Raw genomic sequence first — 18735 nt, 5'->3', positions numbered from 1 at the left:
TTTAGTCAACTATTTAACCAAGTAATTTACTCAAGTATTATTCATCTATTACGCATCGGTATTTTTCTGAATTGAACTTAATATGCCGCGTAGAATATTCAGTTCCTGACTTTCCGGTCGAGCACGCGTAAACAGACGACGCAACTTATTCATCACCTGCCCCTGATGGGCCTGGCGAATAAAGCCGGTTTCCTGCAAAGTCTGCTCAAGATGCTGATAAAAACGTTCCAGATCATCCACCAGCGGATAAGGCGTTTCGCCGTGAATGTCTTTACCCGACTGAAGATAATCCAAGTGGGCAACGCGCACTTCATAAGCCAAAATCTGTACCGCCATCGCCAGATTTAACGAGCTATATTCAGGATTGGCTGGGATAGCGACATGATAGTGACATTTCTGCAACTCATCATTGGTTAAACCAACACGCTCACGGCCAAAAACCAGCGCAACAGGCGCGTGCTCAGCTTCCTGCACCGCACGTACCCCACATTCTCGCGGTTCAAGCATCGGCCAGGGTAACGTGCGTGAACGAGCGCTGGTTCCTACCACCAGACTACAACCTTCAAGCGCCTGATCTAATGACGTCACCAGGGTAGCATGACCAATCACATCACTTGCGCCAGCGGCCAGCGCAATAGCCTGAGAGTCAGGTTTAACTAACGGATTGACCAGATATAACTGACTCAATCCCATTGTTTTCATTGCTCTGGCAACAGAACCCATATTACCCGTGTGAGACGTTTCAACCAGCACAATGCGAATATTATGTAACATGCAAACTCTATCATGCGAAAAGGAAATCGGGATATCTTAACACAAACTTAGGTATTTTCATTTTCCCCTGCTATAATGCGCCCCGCTTTCCTGTTCTTTAACATTCTAGTGGACGATACCATGCACCCGATGCTCAATATCGCGATACGCGCTGCGCGTAAAGGCGGTAATTTAATTGCTAAAAATTATGAAACGCCTGACGCTGTAGAAGCCAGTCAAAAAGGCAGTAATGATTTTGTTACCAATGTCGATCGGGATGCTGAGCGTCTGATCATTGAAGTCATCCGTAAATCTTATCCGCAGCACACCATCATTGGTGAAGAGTGCGGTGAATTGGTTGGCGAAGATCATGATGTACAATGGGTTATCGATCCACTGGATGGCACCACCAACTTTATCAAGCGTTTCCCCCACTTTGCTGTTTCTATCGCGGTACGTATCAAAGGCCGCACCGAAGTCGCCGTTGTTTACGATCCAATGCGCAATGAACTTTTCACGGCTACCCGCGGTCAGGGTGCGCAGTTGAATGGTTATCGTCTGCGCAGCAGCAGCGCTCGCGATCTGGATGGAACCGTTCTGGCAACAGGTTTCCCGTTCAAATTGAAACAGCACACTAAAAGCTATATGAAAATGGTTGAAGCGTTATTTGCGCAATGTGCCGATTTTCGTCGTACAGGCTCCGCAGCACTTGATCTGGCTTATGTGGCGGCGGGTCGGGTCGATGGCTTTTTTGAGATAGGTCTGAAACCTTGGGACTTCGCGGGTGGTGAGTTGTTGGTACGTGAAGCTGGCGGCATTGTAACCGACTTTGTTGGCGGACATAACTATCTTGCTTCTGGTAATCTGGTCGCGGGTAATCCGCGCGTAGTGAAATCCATTCTGGGTACCATCCGTGACGAACTGAGTGATGCGCTAAAGCGTTAATCGATCGCACTTTCTTTCTGGTCGTGTGCTCTATCGGGTGCACGACTGCCTCAGATGCCCTTCTTTTTGGTTTGATCGTTGCGTTCTGCTATAACCTCAGAACAAAATCACCCTACAGTGGGACACCGTTACTTCAGAAAATATTGATACCGCGACAAGATCAACCAGAAAACGGACGAATGCCGCCCATCATGCTTGGTTCCGCACTCAGGTAAAACAAGACGCCAGTGCCGAATAGCATCACCCCACCAGCCAGCGACAATAGAGGCCAAACCACACGCTGCCAGGTTGAAGAAGTACCACTACGGCTTAAACGCTCAATCAAGCGGCGGCAGTAAAACACTAGCATTGCCAGCATAGAAATAGTTAATGCCGTCCCTAACGCCATCACCAACGCCGATGCAATCCCCCAAAAATAGACGCCAATCACTTTAGAGAACAGCAAGACTAATATCGCACCAGAGCAAGGTCTCATCCCCATAGCGAATACAATCATCAGGCGGGTGCGCCAGTGTGTATCCCGGTTGAGTTCTTCGTTACTGGGAAGATGACGATGACCACATCCGCAATGTTCATCATGCTGGTGATCAGAGACAAATGTTTTGCTTACGCGAGGGATGTTATTAAAACCTGACGGACTAATGGAACGCACACTCAGAATCGTGATAGGTTTTGGTTTATCCAGCCAAACGCGGGAACACAACTGTTTTATCGCCCGATAACAAAGTAAGCCCCCCACACCGGCAACTAAAATAAAGCTCCCTTTTTCCAGCCAGAAACTACTGATATGCAGTGTCTTGCTGGAAAGCTGCAACATTCCCAAGACCACAGAAACCAGCAGCACCGCCATCAACCCTTGCACCAACGACGCAGAGAATGTCAGGCGAAGGCTACTTTTCAACCGGGAAGGATGGGTAGCCAGATAGGTCATAATCACGACCTTACCATGCCCCGGCCCGACGGCATGCAGCACACCATAGGCCAGACTAAATGCCATCAGGCTCAGGCCTGCCTGATGAGGCTGCGCTTCTACCATTTGTAACAGCGATGACATCTGCTGATGCAATGATTTTTGCCAGATAGTGCTCTGTAGTAATATCTGCGGCCAATAGACCACGGCCCATCGGATCCCCAGCCCTAGCAGAAAGAGAAACGACCACAGCGGCCACAACCTGAATATTCGCGTTAACACTGACACACGGTGCCGTGCGACATTCAGATTCATCGACACTGTAACGTTACTCGCTGGGCAAATTGTTTACCCAGTTCCATATCTTCCCCTGGCGAATCATCTTTATCCAGCGAGAGCGCGTATGACTGCAAGTCTTGACTAGGTTTGGGAGTGACCAGCGTAGTTTTGCAACGAGATGCGACTACCGTCGCCAACTTGATCGCATTTTCGCTCTGATAGGACATATCGACATAGTAGCTGGGATCATAAGTCAAGATTTGCAATGGCTCGCCAATCAGCGATTGAGGATGCGCCAACGGCAAAACAAACTCCAATACAGCCTGGTTTCCACTGCGGGAAAGATGATATTCCGTGGGCATTGATGCGTATTTTATTGGCTGCTTATCACGGTATATTTCGGTGAAGTAATGCTGCCCAATGACGTTAGCCATCACTTCGGCCGCCAGTTTTTTCCATACTTCAGAACCTTTGGCAGCATCACCAGCGTCATAAAGCAGATCGGCAGAAGTGAGCGGATCCATCGTCCACTGCATACGTAAACCAGTAATCTGCTCGTCGTGACTTTCAACAGTTGTTTGCATATCAATAAAACTATGTGGATGGGCAAAAACAGGCAAACTCAATAACATACCGAATGCTGTTAATGCTATCTGCCTGTGCCAATATTTTAAAGCGTTATAATGTAACATAACTTTCTCATAGTCCTACATTCTGCTCACACCCACGACAAAACGCCATCTATCAGGTTGCTTTATGATCCACGGCAGGACGGATAAATAATACGGGGACAGCCAACAATGCCATGACCAAAAACGTACCCTGTTGAAAATATTCAAACAGAAAACCAGAAACCATCGTCATTATCGCGATACCGCCCCCCATCGCCAACGCCGAGTATACCGCTTGCAGGCGTAACACTTCCCCTCCAGTATGCGCCGCAATAAAACGCATCCCCGCAAGGTGGCAAACGGCAAACGTACCACAATGCAGTATCTGTATCACAACCAGCCAGGGCAAGGCCACTGTTGACCCCATCAACGTCCAGCGCACTATGCCACACACGGCAGAAAGCAACAGAAGTTGACGGGCGCTCCAGCGCTTAAACAAGGATTGACTAAAGGTAAAAATGATAATTTCAGCAACCACGCCTAATGACCAAAGGTAACCAATAACCGATGCGGAATAGCCTTCGCTTTGCCAATAAATAACGCTAAAACCGTAGTAGGCTGCATGAGCGCCCTGCAACAGAGAAACACAAAGTAGAAAGCGCCACACCGTTGGTGTCTTTAACAATGTTGCCCATGGAGTAACCGCGTCAGGACGAGCCGAAGAGGCAACAGCCATCGGCATGATGCTTGGCTGAAACAACATCCCCAATAGCATAGTCACTAACCCAACACTCAAGATAGCCAGAATAGCGGAATGTCCCCAAACAGCGACCAATTCCCCCGTGACAGCTGAGCCAATCACAAATGCAATCGATCCCCACACTCGCACCTTACCGTAATCCATGACAATTTGACGTTGCCAGGTGGCCGCAAGTGCATCCGTCAACGGGACAAGCGGGGCAAAAAACAAATTGAAGCCAATCATCACAAACATCAGCCAAAGCCAGGCATTTCCAAACCAGAACCCCACCGACAAAAGTAACGCCAATAACGCCAGCACACGGAGTACACTAATCAGTCTGGAAGGATCTTTAATACTCGGCGTAATAATCAGACTCCCAACAAATCGGGCAACCAAGCCGGCACCAAGCAACATCCCGATCGATTCAGCGGAGAGCCCTTCTCCTTTCAACCACCCGCCCCAAAACGGCAGGAAAATGCCGTAACAAAAAAAGTATGTGAAATAGCTTAACGCCAGCCAACGCATTGATTGTAAAACCATAACCTCTCCCTTTGATAGCGAAGTTCGCTACCGACGAACCACCGAAAATGCGCCAACTTTTTTTGCTGGTGACTCTTTTTTGCCAATTACTGTGTCAGAGAGCATCCAACGGCGCAACGCGTTATTCGCCATTAAACAGGGATGAATGTATCAGCCATGATCGACAAGTCTAAAAAATGTCTGGGAGAAATTTTTAACGTTGTGTCGGCAACGGCCCGCTGGGTAGTGGCCAAAGATGGTACGCCATAAAAAAACGTGGGGAACGTTTTTCAACGTCGCTTGCGACGGCCCGCAGGGTGGCGGCCAGGGATGGCCGCCATAAAAAACGCCAGCACACAGGCTGGCGTTGAGGATATGTTCCGACAGTGATGTCAGAAAAATGCTGAATTATGCGTAAACAGGGAAGCGAACGCAGATATCCAGAACTTTCTGTTTCACGCGTTCAATCGTCGCTTCGTCGTTGATATTGTCCAACACATCGCAGATCCAGCCAGCCAGCTCACGAACTTCTGCTTCTTTGAAGCCACGACGCGTTGCCGCAGGCGTACCGATACGCACACCAGAAGTCACGAACGGGCTCTTAGGATCGTTCGGCACGCTGTTCTTGTTAACAGTGATATTCGCACGACCCAGCGCAGCATCCGCGTCTTTACCAGTAATATTCTTACTCACCAGATCCAGGAGGAACAAGTGGTTGCTGGTGCCGCCGGAAACCACGTTATAGCCACGAGACAAGAAGACTTCTACCATCGCTTTGGCATTTTTCGCGACCTGCTGCTGGTAAACCTTGAATTCGGGTTCCATCGCTTCTTTCAGCGCAACCGCTTTACCTGCGATAACGTGCATCAATGGGCCACCCTGACCACCAGGGAATACTGCAGAATTCAGTTTCTTATACAGATCTTCGTCGCCGCCTTTCGCCAGGATCAAACCACCACGCGGACCCGCCAGCGTTTTGTGGGTCGTCGTCGTCACGATGTGAGCATGAGGAACCGGGCTCGGATAGACATCCGCTGCAACCAGACCCGCAACGTGCGCCATATCGACAAACAGATAAGCACCGATGCTGTCAGCAATTTCACGCATTTTCGCCCAGTCAACCACGCCAGAATAGGCAGAGAAGCCGCCAACGATCATCTTAGGTTTATGGGTACGCGCCAATTCGGCCATTTCGTCATAGTCGATTTTACCGCTTTCGTCGATGCCATAAGGAATGACGTTATACAGTTTACCAGACAGGTTAACCGGAGAACCGTGTGTCAAGTGACCACCGTGCGCCAAGTTCATCCCCAGGATGGTGTCACCCGGTTGCAGCAGCGCGGTATAAACTGCAAAGTTCGCCTGCGAGCCGGAGTGTGGTTGCACGTTGGCATAATCTGCGCCAAACAGCGCTTTCGCACGATCGATAGCCAGTTGCTCGACGACATCGACATGCTCACAGCCGCCGTAGTAACGTTTGCCCGGATAACCTTCAGCATACTTGTTTGTCAGTTGAGAGCCCTGAGCCTGCATAACACGTGGGCTGGTATAGTTTTCTGACGCAATCAGTTCAATGTGCTCTTCCTGACGCACCACTTCCTGCTCCATTGCTTGCCACAGTTCTGCATCATAATCGGCAATGTTCATTTCACGCTTTAACATCCGGCATCTCCTGACTCAGCTAACGTAAATATACTGGAAAAAATCACCCACTCGGGCACTGGCCTATAGTGTAAACCGTTTATCCCTAATGAAGATAGGTCTTGACAGAGGTTTTTACGCAAACGATTAGCTCCAGACAGCACAAGGCCTGTAAGGATTTAAGATAAACAATGCAAAGCAGAGTTTTCTTCATTTTCAACCTGTTCTTTCTTCATGTTGATAACGCTAGCATCAAAAAACGCAGGCGCATTTTTCAACGCTGTATAACAAACGTTGTGTAGCAGGAGCCCGAAACATGAGGATTAAAACAACCCCTACCACTAACGGGGTAATTTACAGCGATCGGCAACATCTATAAGATGCATTTAAAATACAACTTATAAGCACCTAATACGTAAGGAGCCACCATGCTGGATCACCAAACTATCGCAACGATTAAATCCACTATCCCGTTATTATCTGAGACAGGTCCAAAGCTGACTGCGCATTTTTATGAACGCATGTTTACTCATAACCCAGAATTGAAAGATATTTTCAATATGAGCAATCAGCGCAACGGCGATCAGCGTGAAGCGTTATTCAATGCGATTTGCGCTTATGCGGCCAATATCGACAACCTCTCAGCATTACTGCCCGCTGTAGAGCGTATCGCACAAAAGCATGCCAGTTTTAATATTCACCCGGACCAATATCAGATTGTCGGCGGGCATTTACTGGCAACGCTGGATGAGCTCTTTAACCCCGGTCAGGACGTTTTGGATGCCTGGGGTAAAGCCTATGGCGTACTGGCAAATGTTTTTATCCAACGAGAAAGCGATATCTACAAGGATGCCGAAACCAAAATCGGTGGCTGGTCTGGCGTACGGCCTTTCCGCATTATTGCTAAACAGCCACAAAGCACCGTCATCACCAGCTTCATGCTGGCTCCAACTGATGAACAACCCATAGCAGATTTCCAGCCGGGACAATATCTGGCGGTCTATATCAGGCATGACGGCTTTGAGAATCAAGAGATCAGACAATATTCCCTGACCCACGAACCCAACGGAAAATATTATCGTATCGCGGTAAAACGTGAAGAAAGAGGTGCAGTATCGAGTTACCTTCATAACGTTGCACGCGAAGGCGATGTTATCCATCTGGCCGCACCACACGGCGATTTCTTCCTCGACCAACCGACCTCGACGCCTATTGCGTTAATCTCTGCTGGTGTCGGCCAAACACCAATGTTAAGCATGTTGCATTTCCTGAAGCAACGACAACATCAGGCCAATGTCCTGTGGCTACACGCCGCAGAAAATGGCACGACGCATGCTTTTGCCAATGAAATCGCTCAAATTGGCGCAGAGTTACCGATGTTTCAGCAGCAAATTTGGTACCGGGAACCACAACCTGAAGATCGTGCCAATAAGGATTTTCACTCTCAGGGTCTGATGCAACTCAATGTGCTTTCTGATGAGTTAACCATTCCTAATATGCACTATTACCTATGCGGCCCCGTCTTATTCATGCAGTTTGCCGCCCAACAATTGCTGGAGATGGGGATTTCACCCGATCGCCTGCATTACGAATGTTTTGGTCCACACAAAGTCGTCTAACCCTCATTGGTGACGGATCAAACTCCCCGGGCCGCTTTTGCGGCCTTTTTTATTGACAACACATGCCGATAAGCTGGATAAGGAGATGCGACACCTTAACGATATCGATCACAATTTGCTAAGTTCGCCGACCTACTGCATCGATAAAAAGATCTTGGTCACACAATGAATAACGCTCATTAAAATAATATTTCATTTTTCATGAATGGTCATTTCACACACTTCCACTACAGATTAGGTAAAAATAAAAAAACAGCATTTTCCAATCCATTGAATTATAAAATTACGCTCTGTCTCACGACATGCAAATTCCGATCAATACGCTCTTTGACTCATGCAACAAGGAATATGTCCAACCATGCCAAAATGTTTTTCCAAGAGTGTGGCCTGCGCCATTCTGTTTTCTGTTCCCTCAATGATGGCGTATGCCGTGACATCCAATACTGCGCACCATACAAAACAACAAAGCATTATTGAGATAATGACTGGCACTAAACTGGCCGAACACACAACGCTGACAGGCCAGCTAACCCACAGGGAAATACATCTTCCTGCCACCATTATTATCAAAGATCAGCAAGGTCAACGCAGGCAGGCTCAAACGGATGAACAAGGTAAATATCATATTGATGTTGCAGAATTGACCACACCGTTGCGTCTCTCGGCGATTGAATCCGGCGGTAATAATTGCCTGATCAATAATATTCCCAGGGCTATCTGCCTGACGGCACTGGCACCTACGTTACAATCGGGCAAAGATAATATCGTTAATATCAATCCGCTCACTGACCGTATCGTTTCTGACGTCGCCGTAGCAGCAGGCTATATCGGGCCGCAACAATTAGCGGACGATGCTACCTCGCCAAAGCTTGATATCCATGCGTGGAAAAAGGCTAATGCTGCTTTTCATGCGGGTTTTAACGCCGCATTAAGACAAGTGGGGGTTTCAGCCCCAACACATTTCGATCCGCTGACATACCCAGATTCGCAGCAGGAAGCTGTCACAAATATTGTTAACGTTATTAACCATAATCGAAACTACTACAATGATACCGGTTACTCGGGGCACACCGTGCTAACCGACAGTAATTTTCGACCTATTGTCGGCCTGAATAACCAAGGGGACTATGAACCACTGGATTACCATTACGCTCGCCAACACCTGGATGAGATCAAAAAAGCAAACGTCCGTATTTTTCTGGTTGGCGACTCCACTGCCGCAACCTATGAAAAAGCACGCTTTCCTCGCATGGGATGGGGGCAGGTTTTTGAGCAACAGTTTACAAAAGAAAGCGGCATAAAAGTGGTCAATGGCGCTCGCGCCGGTCGAAGTTCACGTGATTACTTTTACGAGGGGTGGTTCCGTCAGATGCAACCACTAATGAGAGAGGGAGATTACCTGTTCATTCAAATGGGTCATAACGACCAAAACTGCAACAACGCCAGACCCGTTCGAGGCGTTGCCGATGTAGCCAACCTATGTACATATCCTAACGATACCTCGGGTAAACGTCAGGCCCCTCAAGGCAAGGCTGATATGTCATTTCAAACAACGTTGGAACGTTATATCAGTTTTGCCCGTCTGCATAAAATGACGCCTGTGTTACTGACCCCCACTACGCGTGTCCGCACTGCCGAAGGGAAAGAAGGGACGCCGACCGTGCACCGCCACTTTACCCAACAGAATCAGGAAGGCGGGTATGCCTTTGTCGGTGATTACAGCCAGACGATCAAAGACACCGCCAAAGTGAACAAAACGATCCTACTGGATATTGAGCCTGCGACCATTGCGCTCGCTAATCAGGGAAATAGTCACCACTGGAAACAATACTGGCTGGCCGTTGATCCGGCAAAATACCCCTTCTACCGTAATCAGGCAGGAAGCCTGACCAACCCGGATACCACACATTTCCAGAAGAAAGGCGCTATCGCCGTCTCGGAAATTGTCGCCGAGGCCATAAAGCAGACGCCAGAATTAAAAACATTAACGGATAAAATAGTGAAGACGGGTCATCGCTCATAATGACATGTGGAAGCCAACCTCATCGGGTTGGCTTCCACAAGAAAACCGATGATCAATGCTGCTCAGTGATTAAATCGCTTCTTCGTCTTCTTCGCCAGTACGGATACGCACGACACGCGCGACATCAAAAACAAAGATTTTCCCATCACCAATTTTTCCGGTCTGCGCCGTCTGCATGATGGTTTCCACACAAGTATCAACAATATCGTCCGAAACAACGATTTCGATTTTTACTTTAGGTAAAAAATCGACCATGTATTCAGCACCACGGTACAGTTCTGTATGCCCCTTCTGGCGACCAAAACCCTTAACTTCCGTTACCGTCATCCCGGTGATACCCACTTCAGCTAACGCCTCACGAACATCGTCCAGTTTGAACGGCTTAATAATCGCATCAATTTTTTTCATTGAAGAACCTTAGTATTACCTATGTTGCGGCCGAAGCCGGGCATCAGTAAACAATAAGATTGCCAGCATCCAAGCCCACAATCTATCGACATTATTCTTTAAAATCGTTGGCGTCCAACCCATGGCGACCCAACAGTTTATAAAACTCGGTTCGGTTACGCCCCGCCATGCGAGCAGCTTGCGTCACATTGCCTTTGGCTATCTGCAACAATTTACGCAAATAGTTCAGCTCAAACTGATGGCGAGCTTCAACGAATGTCGGCAATGCTGTGCTTTCCCCTTCCAGAGCCTGTTCCACCAGCGCTTCACTAATGACAGGCGCGCTGGTCAAAGCCACGCACTGCTCAATGACGTTAACCAATTGCCGCACATTACCCGGCCAACTCGCCGTCATCAACCGTTTCATCGCATCGGTTGAGAAGGTGCGCACAAACGGTTTATGCCGGGCCGCCGACTCACGCAGTAAATGGTTAGCCAACAGAGGGATGTCTTCCGACCGTTCATTCAACGTCGGCAGTTTCATATTGACCACATTCAGGCGGTAATACAGATCTTCACGAAACTCGCCTTTTTCCATCGCTTTTGGCAAATCGCGGTGAGTCGCGGAAATAATCCTGACATCTATCTCTAAATCTCGGTTGCTGCCCAGCGGACGAACTTTGCGCTCTTGTAAAACACGCAACAATTTTACCTGTAACGATAGCGGCATATCCCCGATTTCATCCAGGAATAACGTCCCGCCTTCTGCCGCCTGAAATAGCCCCTCACGGCTGCTGACGGCACCGGTAAAAGCGCCTTTTGCATGACCAAACAGCTCTGATTCCAACAGAGGTTCAGGCAATGCGCCGCAGTTAATCGCGATAAACGCTTTCTTAGCTCGTGGGCTGGCCGCGTGAATAGCTTGTGCCAGCACTTCTTTTCCTGTTCCGCTCTGGCCATTGATTAATACGCTAACGTCCGACTGCGCCACCATTTTGACCTGATCCAACAGACGTAACATCAACGGACTGCGTGTAACTATGCTCTCACGCCAGTGTTCATCCCCTACAGGGGCAGACAGAGCCAATGCTTCATCAATGGCCTTATACAGCGCATCACGATCGACAGGCTTGGTGAGAAAGCTGAAAACACCTTGCTGAGTTGCCGCCACCGCATCAGGAATCGAGCCGTGGGCCGTCAGGATAATCACCGGCATGCCGGGTTGATGACGCTGAATTTCCGAAAACAGCGCCATACCATCCATTTCATCCATACGCAGATCGCTGATAACCAGATCAATCTGATCTCTGCTTAATAATTTCAGCGCATCCTGACCGCTTTCCGCCGTCGTGACGCTAAAACCCTCACTCGTCAGGCGCATTCCCAACAACTTTAATAAACTGGGATCGTCATCCACCAGAAGTAAGTTTGCCGATTTACGCGCAGTCATTGATTTTTGAGATCCTTGTTTGTCGCCGTTTTACTTGTACCTGACGTCATAGGCGGAGTGTAGGTGTCTTCTGCTTTGATCGCATCTGACGCCGCTTTTGGTGACTCACTGATACGGGTGCTCTCACGGCTTCCTCCCGTATTCGCACGATGTTCGGTATCGTTCTCTGGCAACTCACCCGATAGTTGTTTACGGGAGGATAGCTGGCGTTCGATATCCGTCAGATTTTCCAGTTTCCGAGTCGTGGTTTCGAGTTGATATTGCAGGTGATTTTGTTGAATACGCAGCGTATCGAGCTGCTTATCGCTCGCATCTTGCAAACGTTTATAGCGTAAACGTTCATCAGATAACGCTAAAAACAGCGTCTGTCGATCGCGCCAGGTTTGTACCAATGGTCTCAGCGCCGCCGGAAAAGCCAACCGGTATCGTTTGAGCTGCTCCAACACCTGGTGCCGCTCAGCTTGGGTAATACCTGCGTTATCTAACAGGATTCCCTGCTTAAAAGCATTCTCCCAACTCTCGTCCTCCAGACGTAACGCTTCTTCACGCGCCTGAAATTGAGTTAAACGCCCAGCACAATCCATCGCACGCAACCAATAGAGCGCATTATTCATCGCGTCACGATCGTCCACCTGCCACAGGTGCTCACATTGCGCGATACGATAATCGGTAACCTGTTCTTTTGGCGTAGGGTTTTCTGTATCCGGCGATAAGATGCTGTTGTTCACCGGATGATGACAAGCAGACAATAACAAAGGGGATAATATCACCACAGCCTTAAGCACTCGGCGCAAAGAGGCATGAGATAGCGTGCGCTGTGGGCAAGAATGGGCAAGCCAAGCATTCATTATTTATTCATTCTCAGAGGTTAAAGGCAGTTCAATACGAAAACAAACATCAGCATAATCAACCGTTATCAGGAACATCTCACCTCGCATGCGGCGAATACAATCCCGGGCGATGCTCAACCCCAGACCGCTGCCTTTTACCGCGCCTTTACGCTGATGGCTCCCTTGATAAAAAGGCTCAAAAATCATACTGCGTTCCGCATCAGGAATGGGCGTCCCATTATTTGCTACATCAATTTGTACCCGATTGCCAATCTGACGGCTATAGATCCAAATGTTACCGGATTCCTTACCGTAGTGCACCGCATTGGAATAGAGATTATCAATGACGCGCATCAGGAGCGTGGTCTCTGCCCAGCACGATTTAACATCCAGTTCGATATCGGTATGCAGCATCTTTGTCCGGGCCGGTAAGCTGTGGGATGACACCACAATATCGACAATTTCCTCAATCTCGACTCGTTCCATCTCAGTCGGCGTATCGGCCAGCTTACGATTATAGTCCAACAGTTGATCGATTAACTGGAGTAAGTGTCGGCTGCTGCTATCCAGAATATCCACAACCTCTTTTTGATCGGCGGTCAATGGCCCTACGACTTCATCAGCTAATAATTCCGTCCCTTCGCGTAAACTTGCCAGCGGTGTTTTTAGCTCATGAGAGATGTGCCGCAAAAATTCATGCCGTTGAGATTCCAGCCAGGACAGTCGCTCGCTTAACCAGATAATACGTTGTGCCAGAGAACGAATCTCACGGGGGCCTTTAAAAGTGCTGGTATTACCCAGTGAACGCCCCTCGCCTAATCGATTGATCATACGTTCGACACCGTTGACCGGCCCGATGATCATCCGAGTAAACAAAGCCACCAGCAATACGCTGACGAGAAAAAGTAACAACGCCTGCCAGCCAAAAAACTGGCCGCGCTCGGCAATAGCCTGCTGTAACTGTTGTCCACGTGAAAAGACAACATCGCGCGTCATTTGTACCATTTGCTCATTTGCGCGGGAAAAATTCTCCAACAGACTGGCTGCGTCGCGATCGGGGCCGCTCTGATGACAACGTAATTCTGCAAGCTGAGTTAAATACTGACGCAACGTTTGATAGTAACGTTGATCGGGCAAAATAGGCGCATGCGCATCAAGCATTTGAGAATACTGTTTACGTTGATTTTGATACAACGTGGAGAGAGTCTGATCGTCCAGAACGCAATACTGGCGGTAGCTACGCTCCATTGCTAATGCCACACTGGTCATCGCCTCACTGCGACGAGCATCGGTTAATGTGGTTCTATTAATATCAGCCGCTTGTTCGCTCAGCGTATTCAAGCTTTGATAAGCCTGATAAGCCAATACCAATAAAGGCAGCAATACCAGCAAGAAAGCCATGATTACCAGTTGCCGCAGAGAACGCGGAAACAAACGCCATCGTTTCAAAGAAATCATCCTGTTACCTATCAACCCGCACTGATGCTAACCGAATTTAATCAAAACGTCAGGCGCGTTTTTGATCGTCGAAAACAACCAAAAAGAAAGCACCAGGGAACAAACCGCTAATTTATCGACAAGAAAGGAGAGTAAAACGAATTAATGATGACGTTACGTGGTCAACATACACTTGCTGACCACGTAACTGAATAGGCGGTGCCTCACTCAACGTGTCGCCCGATGCTTGATAACGTTGCTTTCACAAACGGTTATCGGTCTGGTGGACGATAGGCACCCTTTCTTTTGGCGTCATTCAGGGTGTTATGAGCAAAAATACCTGCTAACCAGCAGCGCAATCATAACCAGTCGAATGAGCAACGCTGCATATTATGCACACACTATGCCAACATTCAAATAAAAACATAACCAATTAATTTATAATCATTTATTATTTTCAGCTTACCGTTGAATCAGTTTATTTGCGATCCATATCAACAAAACCAATGTTTCATGTCGTCAAAAACAGACAGCTTTACTGAAATATCACTCTGACTATATAAATCATCATGTTAAATGTCTCCATATGGAGACATCGAAAACCAACATTGTCGTAAAAACACGACATCAAGAAAAAAGGAGCCGAAGCTCCTTTCCTTTGATGACGATAATTAACGCACTATCATCCCAGTTGCCTACGCGCATTGCGGAACATACGCATCCACGGGCTATCTTCGCCCCATTCTTCCGGATGCCAGGAATGACTGACCGTACGGAATACACGTTCAGGGTGAGGCATCATGACGGTAGCACGGCCATTGGTACTGGTTACCGCCGTAATCCCATTCGGCGAACCATTCGGGTTGGCCGGATAGTTCTCAGTCATCTGGCCGTAGTTATTCACGTAGCGTAAAGCCGTCAGGTGATGCTGTTCCAACGCACTCAGATGGGCATCATCACGTACTTCAACCCGTCCTTCGCCGTGAGAAACCACGATAGGCATTCGTGAGCCAGCCATATCATTCATAAATAAAGATGGGCTTTTCACTACTTCAACCAGACTGAAACGTGCTTCAAAACGATCGGATTTATTGCGAACAAAGCGCGGCCATAAATCAGCTCCGGGGATGAGCTCACGCAGATTTGACATCATCTGGCAGCCGTTACATACCCCTAGCGCCAACGTTTGTGGCCGTTGGAAAAATTCCGCAAACTCATCACGAACACGGGAATTAAACAGAATCGATTTCGCCCAGCCTTCCCCCGCGCCTAAAACATCACCGTAAGAGAATCCGCCACAGGCGACCAACGCCTGGAAGTCTTGCAGATCACGACGTCCCGCCAGCAGATCGCTCATATGAATATCGATCGCGTCAAAACCAGCACGATGGAATGCTGCCGCCATTTCGATATGAGAATTGACGCCTTGCTCACGCAACACCGCGACTTTAGGCCGAATCTGCTTAGCAATATAAGGTGCGGCAATATCTTCCTGCGGTTCAAAGGTCAACACCACGTTCAAACCGGGATCGTTGTCATCTTGCTTGGCGGTATGTTCCTGATCGGCACACTGTGGATTATCACGCAGTCGCTGCATCTGCCACGTTGTTTCTGCCCACCAGTTGCGCAGAGTGATACGGTTTTCGTGATACACCACCGCATCGCCACGATGAATAATAAAGCGTGAACCGTCTTCTGCCTGACCCAAATGGTGAACACATTCAGCCAGACCGTGTAATGCTAATACGCTTTCAACCTCTGCACGACGTGATGCCGCAATCTGAATCACCGCCCCCAGTTCTTCATTAAACAGCGTTGCCAGTACATCATCACCTTGCGAGGCAATATCAATATTCACACCGCAATGACCGGCAAAGGCCATCTCAGCCAGTGTAACCAATAAACCACCATCGGAACGATCGTGGTACGCCAACAACGCCTTATCAGCCACCAACTGCTGCATGGCATTAAAGAACCCGGCGAGCTGCGTCGCATTATGCACATCCGCCGTGTCGCTCCCCAACTGACGGTAAACCTGCGCCAGCGCGGTTGCCCCCAATGCTTTACGCCCAGCCCCCAGATCAATGAGCAACAGCACATTATCCTGATCGGTACGTAACTGTGGCGTCACCGTATGACGGACATCCTCTACACGGGCAAAAGCGGAAATCACCAACGACATCGGCGATGTCATGGTGCGTTCTTCCTCGCCTTCCTGCCAGCGCGTTTTCATTGACATAGAGTCTTTGCCTACGGGAATCGTCAGGCCCAGTGTCGGGCACAGCTCTTCCCCGATGGCCTTCACTGCTTCATACAGCCCCGCATCTTCCCCCGGATGTCCTGCTGCCGCCATCCAGTTTGCCGAAAGTTTGACTCGGTTCAGGGAACCAATATGGGTAGCCGCGATATTGGTTAGCGCTTCGCCCACGGCCAGACGGGCAGACGCGGCAAAGTTGCGCAGCGCGACAGGCGCTCGCTCACCAATCGACATGGCTTCGCCGTAGTAGCTATCCAAACTGGCGGTGGTCACCGCACAATCCGCCACCGGAACCTGCCACGGCCCAACCATTTGATCTCGCGCCACCATGCCGGTAACAGAACGATCGCCAATCGTAATCAGAAACGTTTTTTCCGCCACGACCGGTAAATGCAGCACACGTTCCACGGCTTCAGCCAGATAAATACCATCACGCTGTAAAGGTGCCCCTTCTACCCGCTTACGTTCAACATCACGCAGCATTTTTGGCGTTTTCCCTAACAGCACATCCAACGGCAAATCAATCGGTTGATTATTGAAATGACGATCGTTAAGCGTCAGGTGCAATTCTTCGGTGGCCTCACCGATTACCGCATAGGGTGCGCGTTCACGGCGGCAAATCTCATCGAATTGGGTCAGTTGCTCGGGTGCCACCGCTAACACATAGCGCTCTTGTGATTCATTACACCAAACTTCCAACGGGCTCATGCCCGGTTCGTCGTTGAGAATATCACGCAGCTCGAAACGCCCACCACGACCACCGTCACTCACCAGCTCAGGCATCGCGTTAGATAACCCACCCGCCCCCACATCGTGAATAAACAGGATTGGATTGGCTTCACCTAACTGCCAGCAGCGATCGATCACTTCCTGACAGCGGCGCTCCATTTCCGGGTTATCACGCTGAACGGAGGCAAAATCCAGATCAGCATCAGATTGACCCGATGCCATTGACGACGCCGCCCCACCGCCCAGACCGATATTCATGGAGGGTCCACCCAAGACAATCAGCTTGGCACCGACGCTAATTTCACCTTTTTTGACATGATCGGCCCGAATATTACCAATGCCGCCTGCCAGCATGATCGGCTTATGATAACCACGCAGTTCCATACCGTTATGGCTATCAACACGTTCTTCATAAGTACGAAAATAGCCGGTTAACGCAGGACGACCAAACTCATTATTGAACGCCGCACCACCCAATGGGCCTTCCGTCATGATATCCAGTGCACTGACAATGCGGTCAGGCTTGCCGAATGATTCCTTTTCCCACGGCTGAATAAATCCGGGAATGCGCAAGTTGGAAACCGAAAAACCCACCAATCCGGCTTTAGGTTTAGAACCACGTCCCGTTGCACCTTCATCACGGATCTCACCGCCCGATCCTGTCGCCGCACCCGGCCATGGAGAAATTGCAGTAGGATGGTTATGCGTTTCAACTTTCATCAGGATATGCGCCTCTTCCTGATGATAATCGTATTTTCCGTGAGTATCGGTATAGAAACGCCCGACGGCAGACCCTTCCATCACCGCCGCATTATCTTTATAAGCCGACAGCACGAAGTCAGGCGTATGCTCAAAGGTGTTTTTGATCATCTTGAACAGTGATTTAGGTTGTTCAACACCATCAATTACCCAGTCTGCGTTAAAAATTTTGTGGCGACAGTGCTCAGAATTAGCCTGCGCGAACATATAAAGTTCAATATCCGTCGGGTTGCGGCCCAGCTTACTGAACGCATCCAGCAGATAATCAATTTCATCTTCCGCCAGCGCGAGCCCTAGGCGAATATTTGCGTCTTCCAGTGCCTGACGCCCCTGTAGCAAAATTTCAACACGCTTTAACGGCGCAGGCTGGTGATGAGAAAATAACTTTTCAGCCTGTTGCATATCATCAAATACGCTTTCCATCATACGGTCATGCAACAGCGCCCCCAGTTGCTGCCACTGTTCGTCAGTCAACGTTGGCGCATGAATATAGAATGCCAGACCGCGTTCAAGACGCAGTACCTTGTCTAAACCACAGTTGCGTGCAATATCCGTTGCTTTGGAAGACCAGGGGGAAATGGTGCCGGGACGCGGCGTTACCAGCAACAGACGACCTTGCGGCTCATGTTCAGCGAGGGAAGGACCGTACTTCAATAACCGAGTCAGTTTAGCCTGCTCGTCGTCATTCAGCGGTGCGCTAACATCGGCAAAGTGTACGTATTCAGCATAGATATCACTCACCGGCAAAACGTGCTCTTTGCAGCGAACCAGTAATTTATTAATACGAAAAGCCGACAAAGCAGGTGAACCACGCAGTATTTCCATAATCTAAAGTTCTCTCGTC

13 protein-coding genes are annotated in these 18735 nt (G+C 49.0%); 3 read left to right on the top strand and 10 right to left on the bottom strand.

What is annotated here, in order from left to right; genetic code table 11:
• Nucleotides 1-48: 48 nt before the first annotated feature.
• A complete protein-coding gene (gene trmJ, locus ACKPVM_RS02240; RefSeq protein ID WP_409306533.1) occupies nucleotides 49-774 on the bottom strand; it encodes a tRNA (cytosine(32)/uridine(32)-2'-O)-methyltransferase TrmJ in 726 nt (241 codons plus the stop codon).
• Between the two features lie 120 nt (nucleotides 775-894).
• Between trmJ and suhB the strand changes: the two genes are divergently transcribed.
• Complete coding sequence (gene suhB / locus ACKPVM_RS02235) at nucleotides 895-1698, top strand: inositol-1-monophosphatase (protein WP_409306531.1); 804 nt, start codon at nucleotides 895-897, stop codon at nucleotides 1696-1698.
• A gap of 160 nt (nucleotides 1699-1858) precedes the next feature.
• Here the strand turns inward: suhB and ACKPVM_RS02230 are convergent, their stop codons facing one another.
• The 4 genes from ACKPVM_RS02230 to glyA form a co-directional block, all read right to left on the bottom strand.
• Nucleotides 1859-2923 (bottom strand): nickel/cobalt transporter, encoded by a 1065-nt coding sequence (locus ACKPVM_RS02230; protein ID WP_409306943.1) that lies wholly within the window; start codon nucleotides 2921-2923, stop codon nucleotides 1859-1861.
• Entirely contained in the window at nucleotides 2920-3579 is a 660-nt protein-coding gene (locus ACKPVM_RS02225) for a DUF1007 family protein (protein ID WP_409306529.1), read from the bottom strand. Before ACKPVM_RS02225 ends, ACKPVM_RS02230 begins: the two co-directional genes overlap by 4 nt.
• Nucleotides 3580-3631: 52 nt before the next feature.
• Nucleotides 3632-4780 carry a 3-phenylpropionate MFS transporter gene (locus ACKPVM_RS02220; RefSeq protein WP_409306528.1) on the bottom strand — a complete coding sequence of 383 codons (1149 nt, stop codon included), beginning with the start codon at nucleotides 4778-4780 and terminating at the stop codon, nucleotides 3632-3634.
• A gap of 387 nt (nucleotides 4781-5167) precedes the next feature.
• Complete coding sequence (gene glyA, locus ACKPVM_RS02215; protein WP_409306526.1) at nucleotides 5168-6421, bottom strand: serine hydroxymethyltransferase; 1254 nt, start codon at nucleotides 6419-6421, stop codon at nucleotides 5168-5170.
• Between the two features lie 407 nt (nucleotides 6422-6828).
• On the opposite strand from glyA, the gene hmpA reads away from it, so the two are divergent.
• Both hmpA and paeY read left to right on the top strand, forming a co-directional pair.
• A complete protein-coding gene (gene hmpA, locus ACKPVM_RS02210) occupies nucleotides 6829-8019 on the top strand; it encodes an NO-inducible flavohemoprotein (protein WP_409306525.1) in 1191 nt (396 codons plus the stop codon).
• Nucleotides 8020-8377: 358 nt separating this feature from the next.
• Nucleotides 8378-10042: a pectin acetylesterase PaeY gene (gene paeY, locus ACKPVM_RS02205; RefSeq protein ID WP_409306523.1), complete on the top strand. Its 1665-nt coding sequence runs from the start codon at nucleotides 8378-8380 to the stop codon at nucleotides 10040-10042.
• A 69-nt stretch (nucleotides 10043-10111) separates the two neighbouring features.
• Here the strand turns inward: paeY and glnB are convergent, their stop codons facing one another.
• The 5 genes from glnB to purL form a co-directional block, all read right to left on the bottom strand.
• On the bottom strand, nucleotides 10112-10450 hold the full coding sequence (gene glnB, locus ACKPVM_RS02200; protein ID WP_132458028.1) for a nitrogen regulatory protein P-II: 339 nt from the start codon (nucleotides 10448-10450) through the stop codon (nucleotides 10112-10114).
• A 91-nt stretch (nucleotides 10451-10541) separates the two neighbouring features.
• Nucleotides 10542-11879, bottom strand: coding sequence for a two-component system response regulator GlrR (gene glrR, locus ACKPVM_RS02195; RefSeq protein ID WP_409306521.1), 1338 nt, complete (start codon nucleotides 11877-11879; stop codon nucleotides 10542-10544).
• Nucleotides 11876-12727 carry a two-component system QseEF-associated lipoprotein QseG gene (gene qseG, locus ACKPVM_RS02190; protein WP_409306519.1) on the bottom strand — a complete coding sequence of 284 codons (852 nt, stop codon included), beginning with the start codon at nucleotides 12725-12727 and terminating at the stop codon, nucleotides 11876-11878. Before qseG ends, glrR begins: the two co-directional genes overlap by 4 nt.
• Before the next feature lie 3 nt (nucleotides 12728-12730).
• Nucleotides 12731-14167 carry a sensor histidine kinase gene (locus ACKPVM_RS02185; RefSeq protein WP_409306517.1) on the bottom strand — a complete coding sequence of 479 codons (1437 nt, stop codon included), beginning with the start codon at nucleotides 14165-14167 and terminating at the stop codon, nucleotides 12731-12733.
• A 661-nt stretch (nucleotides 14168-14828) separates the two neighbouring features.
• A complete protein-coding gene (purL, locus tag ACKPVM_RS02180) occupies nucleotides 14829-18716 on the bottom strand; it encodes a phosphoribosylformylglycinamidine synthase (RefSeq protein WP_409306516.1) in 3888 nt (1295 codons plus the stop codon).
• Between the last annotated feature and the right edge of the window lie 19 nt (nucleotides 18717-18735).

Origin of the sequence: Pectobacterium hainanensis, from assembly GCF_046237015.1 — a bacterium.
In the GTDB taxonomy this organism is placed as follows: domain Bacteria; phylum Pseudomonadota; class Gammaproteobacteria; order Enterobacterales; family Enterobacteriaceae; genus JBJYIN01.
This window is presented reverse-complemented; position numbering and strand designations above follow the sequence as displayed.

What these genes read in the sequence shown, in the direction of transcription:
- paeY (WP_409306523.1), top strand. Translation starts at nt 8,378, where the DNA reads ATGCCAAAATGTTTTTCCAAGAGTGTGGCCTGCGCCATTCTGTTTTCT.
- glnB (WP_132458028.1), bottom strand. Translation starts at nt 10,450, where the DNA reads ATGAAAAAAATTGATGCGATTATTAAGCCGTTCAAACTGGACGATGTT.
- glrR (WP_409306521.1), bottom strand. Translation starts at nt 11,879, where the DNA reads ATGACTGCGCGTAAATCGGCAAACTTACTTCTGGTGGATGACGATCCC.
- purL (WP_409306516.1), bottom strand. Translation starts at nt 18,716, where the DNA reads ATGGAAATACTGCGTGGTTCACCTGCTTTGTCGGCTTTTCGTATTAAT.
- ACKPVM_RS02230 (WP_409306943.1), bottom strand. Translation starts at nt 2,923, where the DNA reads ATGAATCTGAATGTCGCACGGCACCGTGTGTCAGTGTTAACGCGAATA.
- hmpA (WP_409306525.1), top strand. Translation starts at nt 6,829, where the DNA reads ATGCTGGATCACCAAACTATCGCAACGATTAAATCCACTATCCCGTTA.
- trmJ (WP_409306533.1), bottom strand. Translation starts at nt 774, where the DNA reads ATGTTACATAATATTCGCATTGTGCTGGTTGAAACGTCTCACACGGGT.
- qseG (WP_409306519.1), bottom strand. Translation starts at nt 12,727, where the DNA reads ATGAATGCTTGGCTTGCCCATTCTTGCCCACAGCGCACGCTATCTCAT.
- ACKPVM_RS02220 (WP_409306528.1), bottom strand. Translation starts at nt 4,780, where the DNA reads ATGGTTTTACAATCAATGCGTTGGCTGGCGTTAAGCTATTTCACATAC.
- suhB (WP_409306531.1), top strand. Translation starts at nt 895, where the DNA reads ATGCACCCGATGCTCAATATCGCGATACGCGCTGCGCGTAAAGGCGGT.
- ACKPVM_RS02225 (WP_409306529.1), bottom strand. Translation starts at nt 3,579, where the DNA reads ATGTTACATTATAACGCTTTAAAATATTGGCACAGGCAGATAGCATTA.
- glyA (WP_409306526.1), bottom strand. Translation starts at nt 6,421, where the DNA reads ATGTTAAAGCGTGAAATGAACATTGCCGATTATGATGCAGAACTGTGG.
- ACKPVM_RS02185 (WP_409306517.1), bottom strand. Translation starts at nt 14,167, where the DNA reads ATGATTTCTTTGAAACGATGGCGTTTGTTTCCGCGTTCTCTGCGGCAA.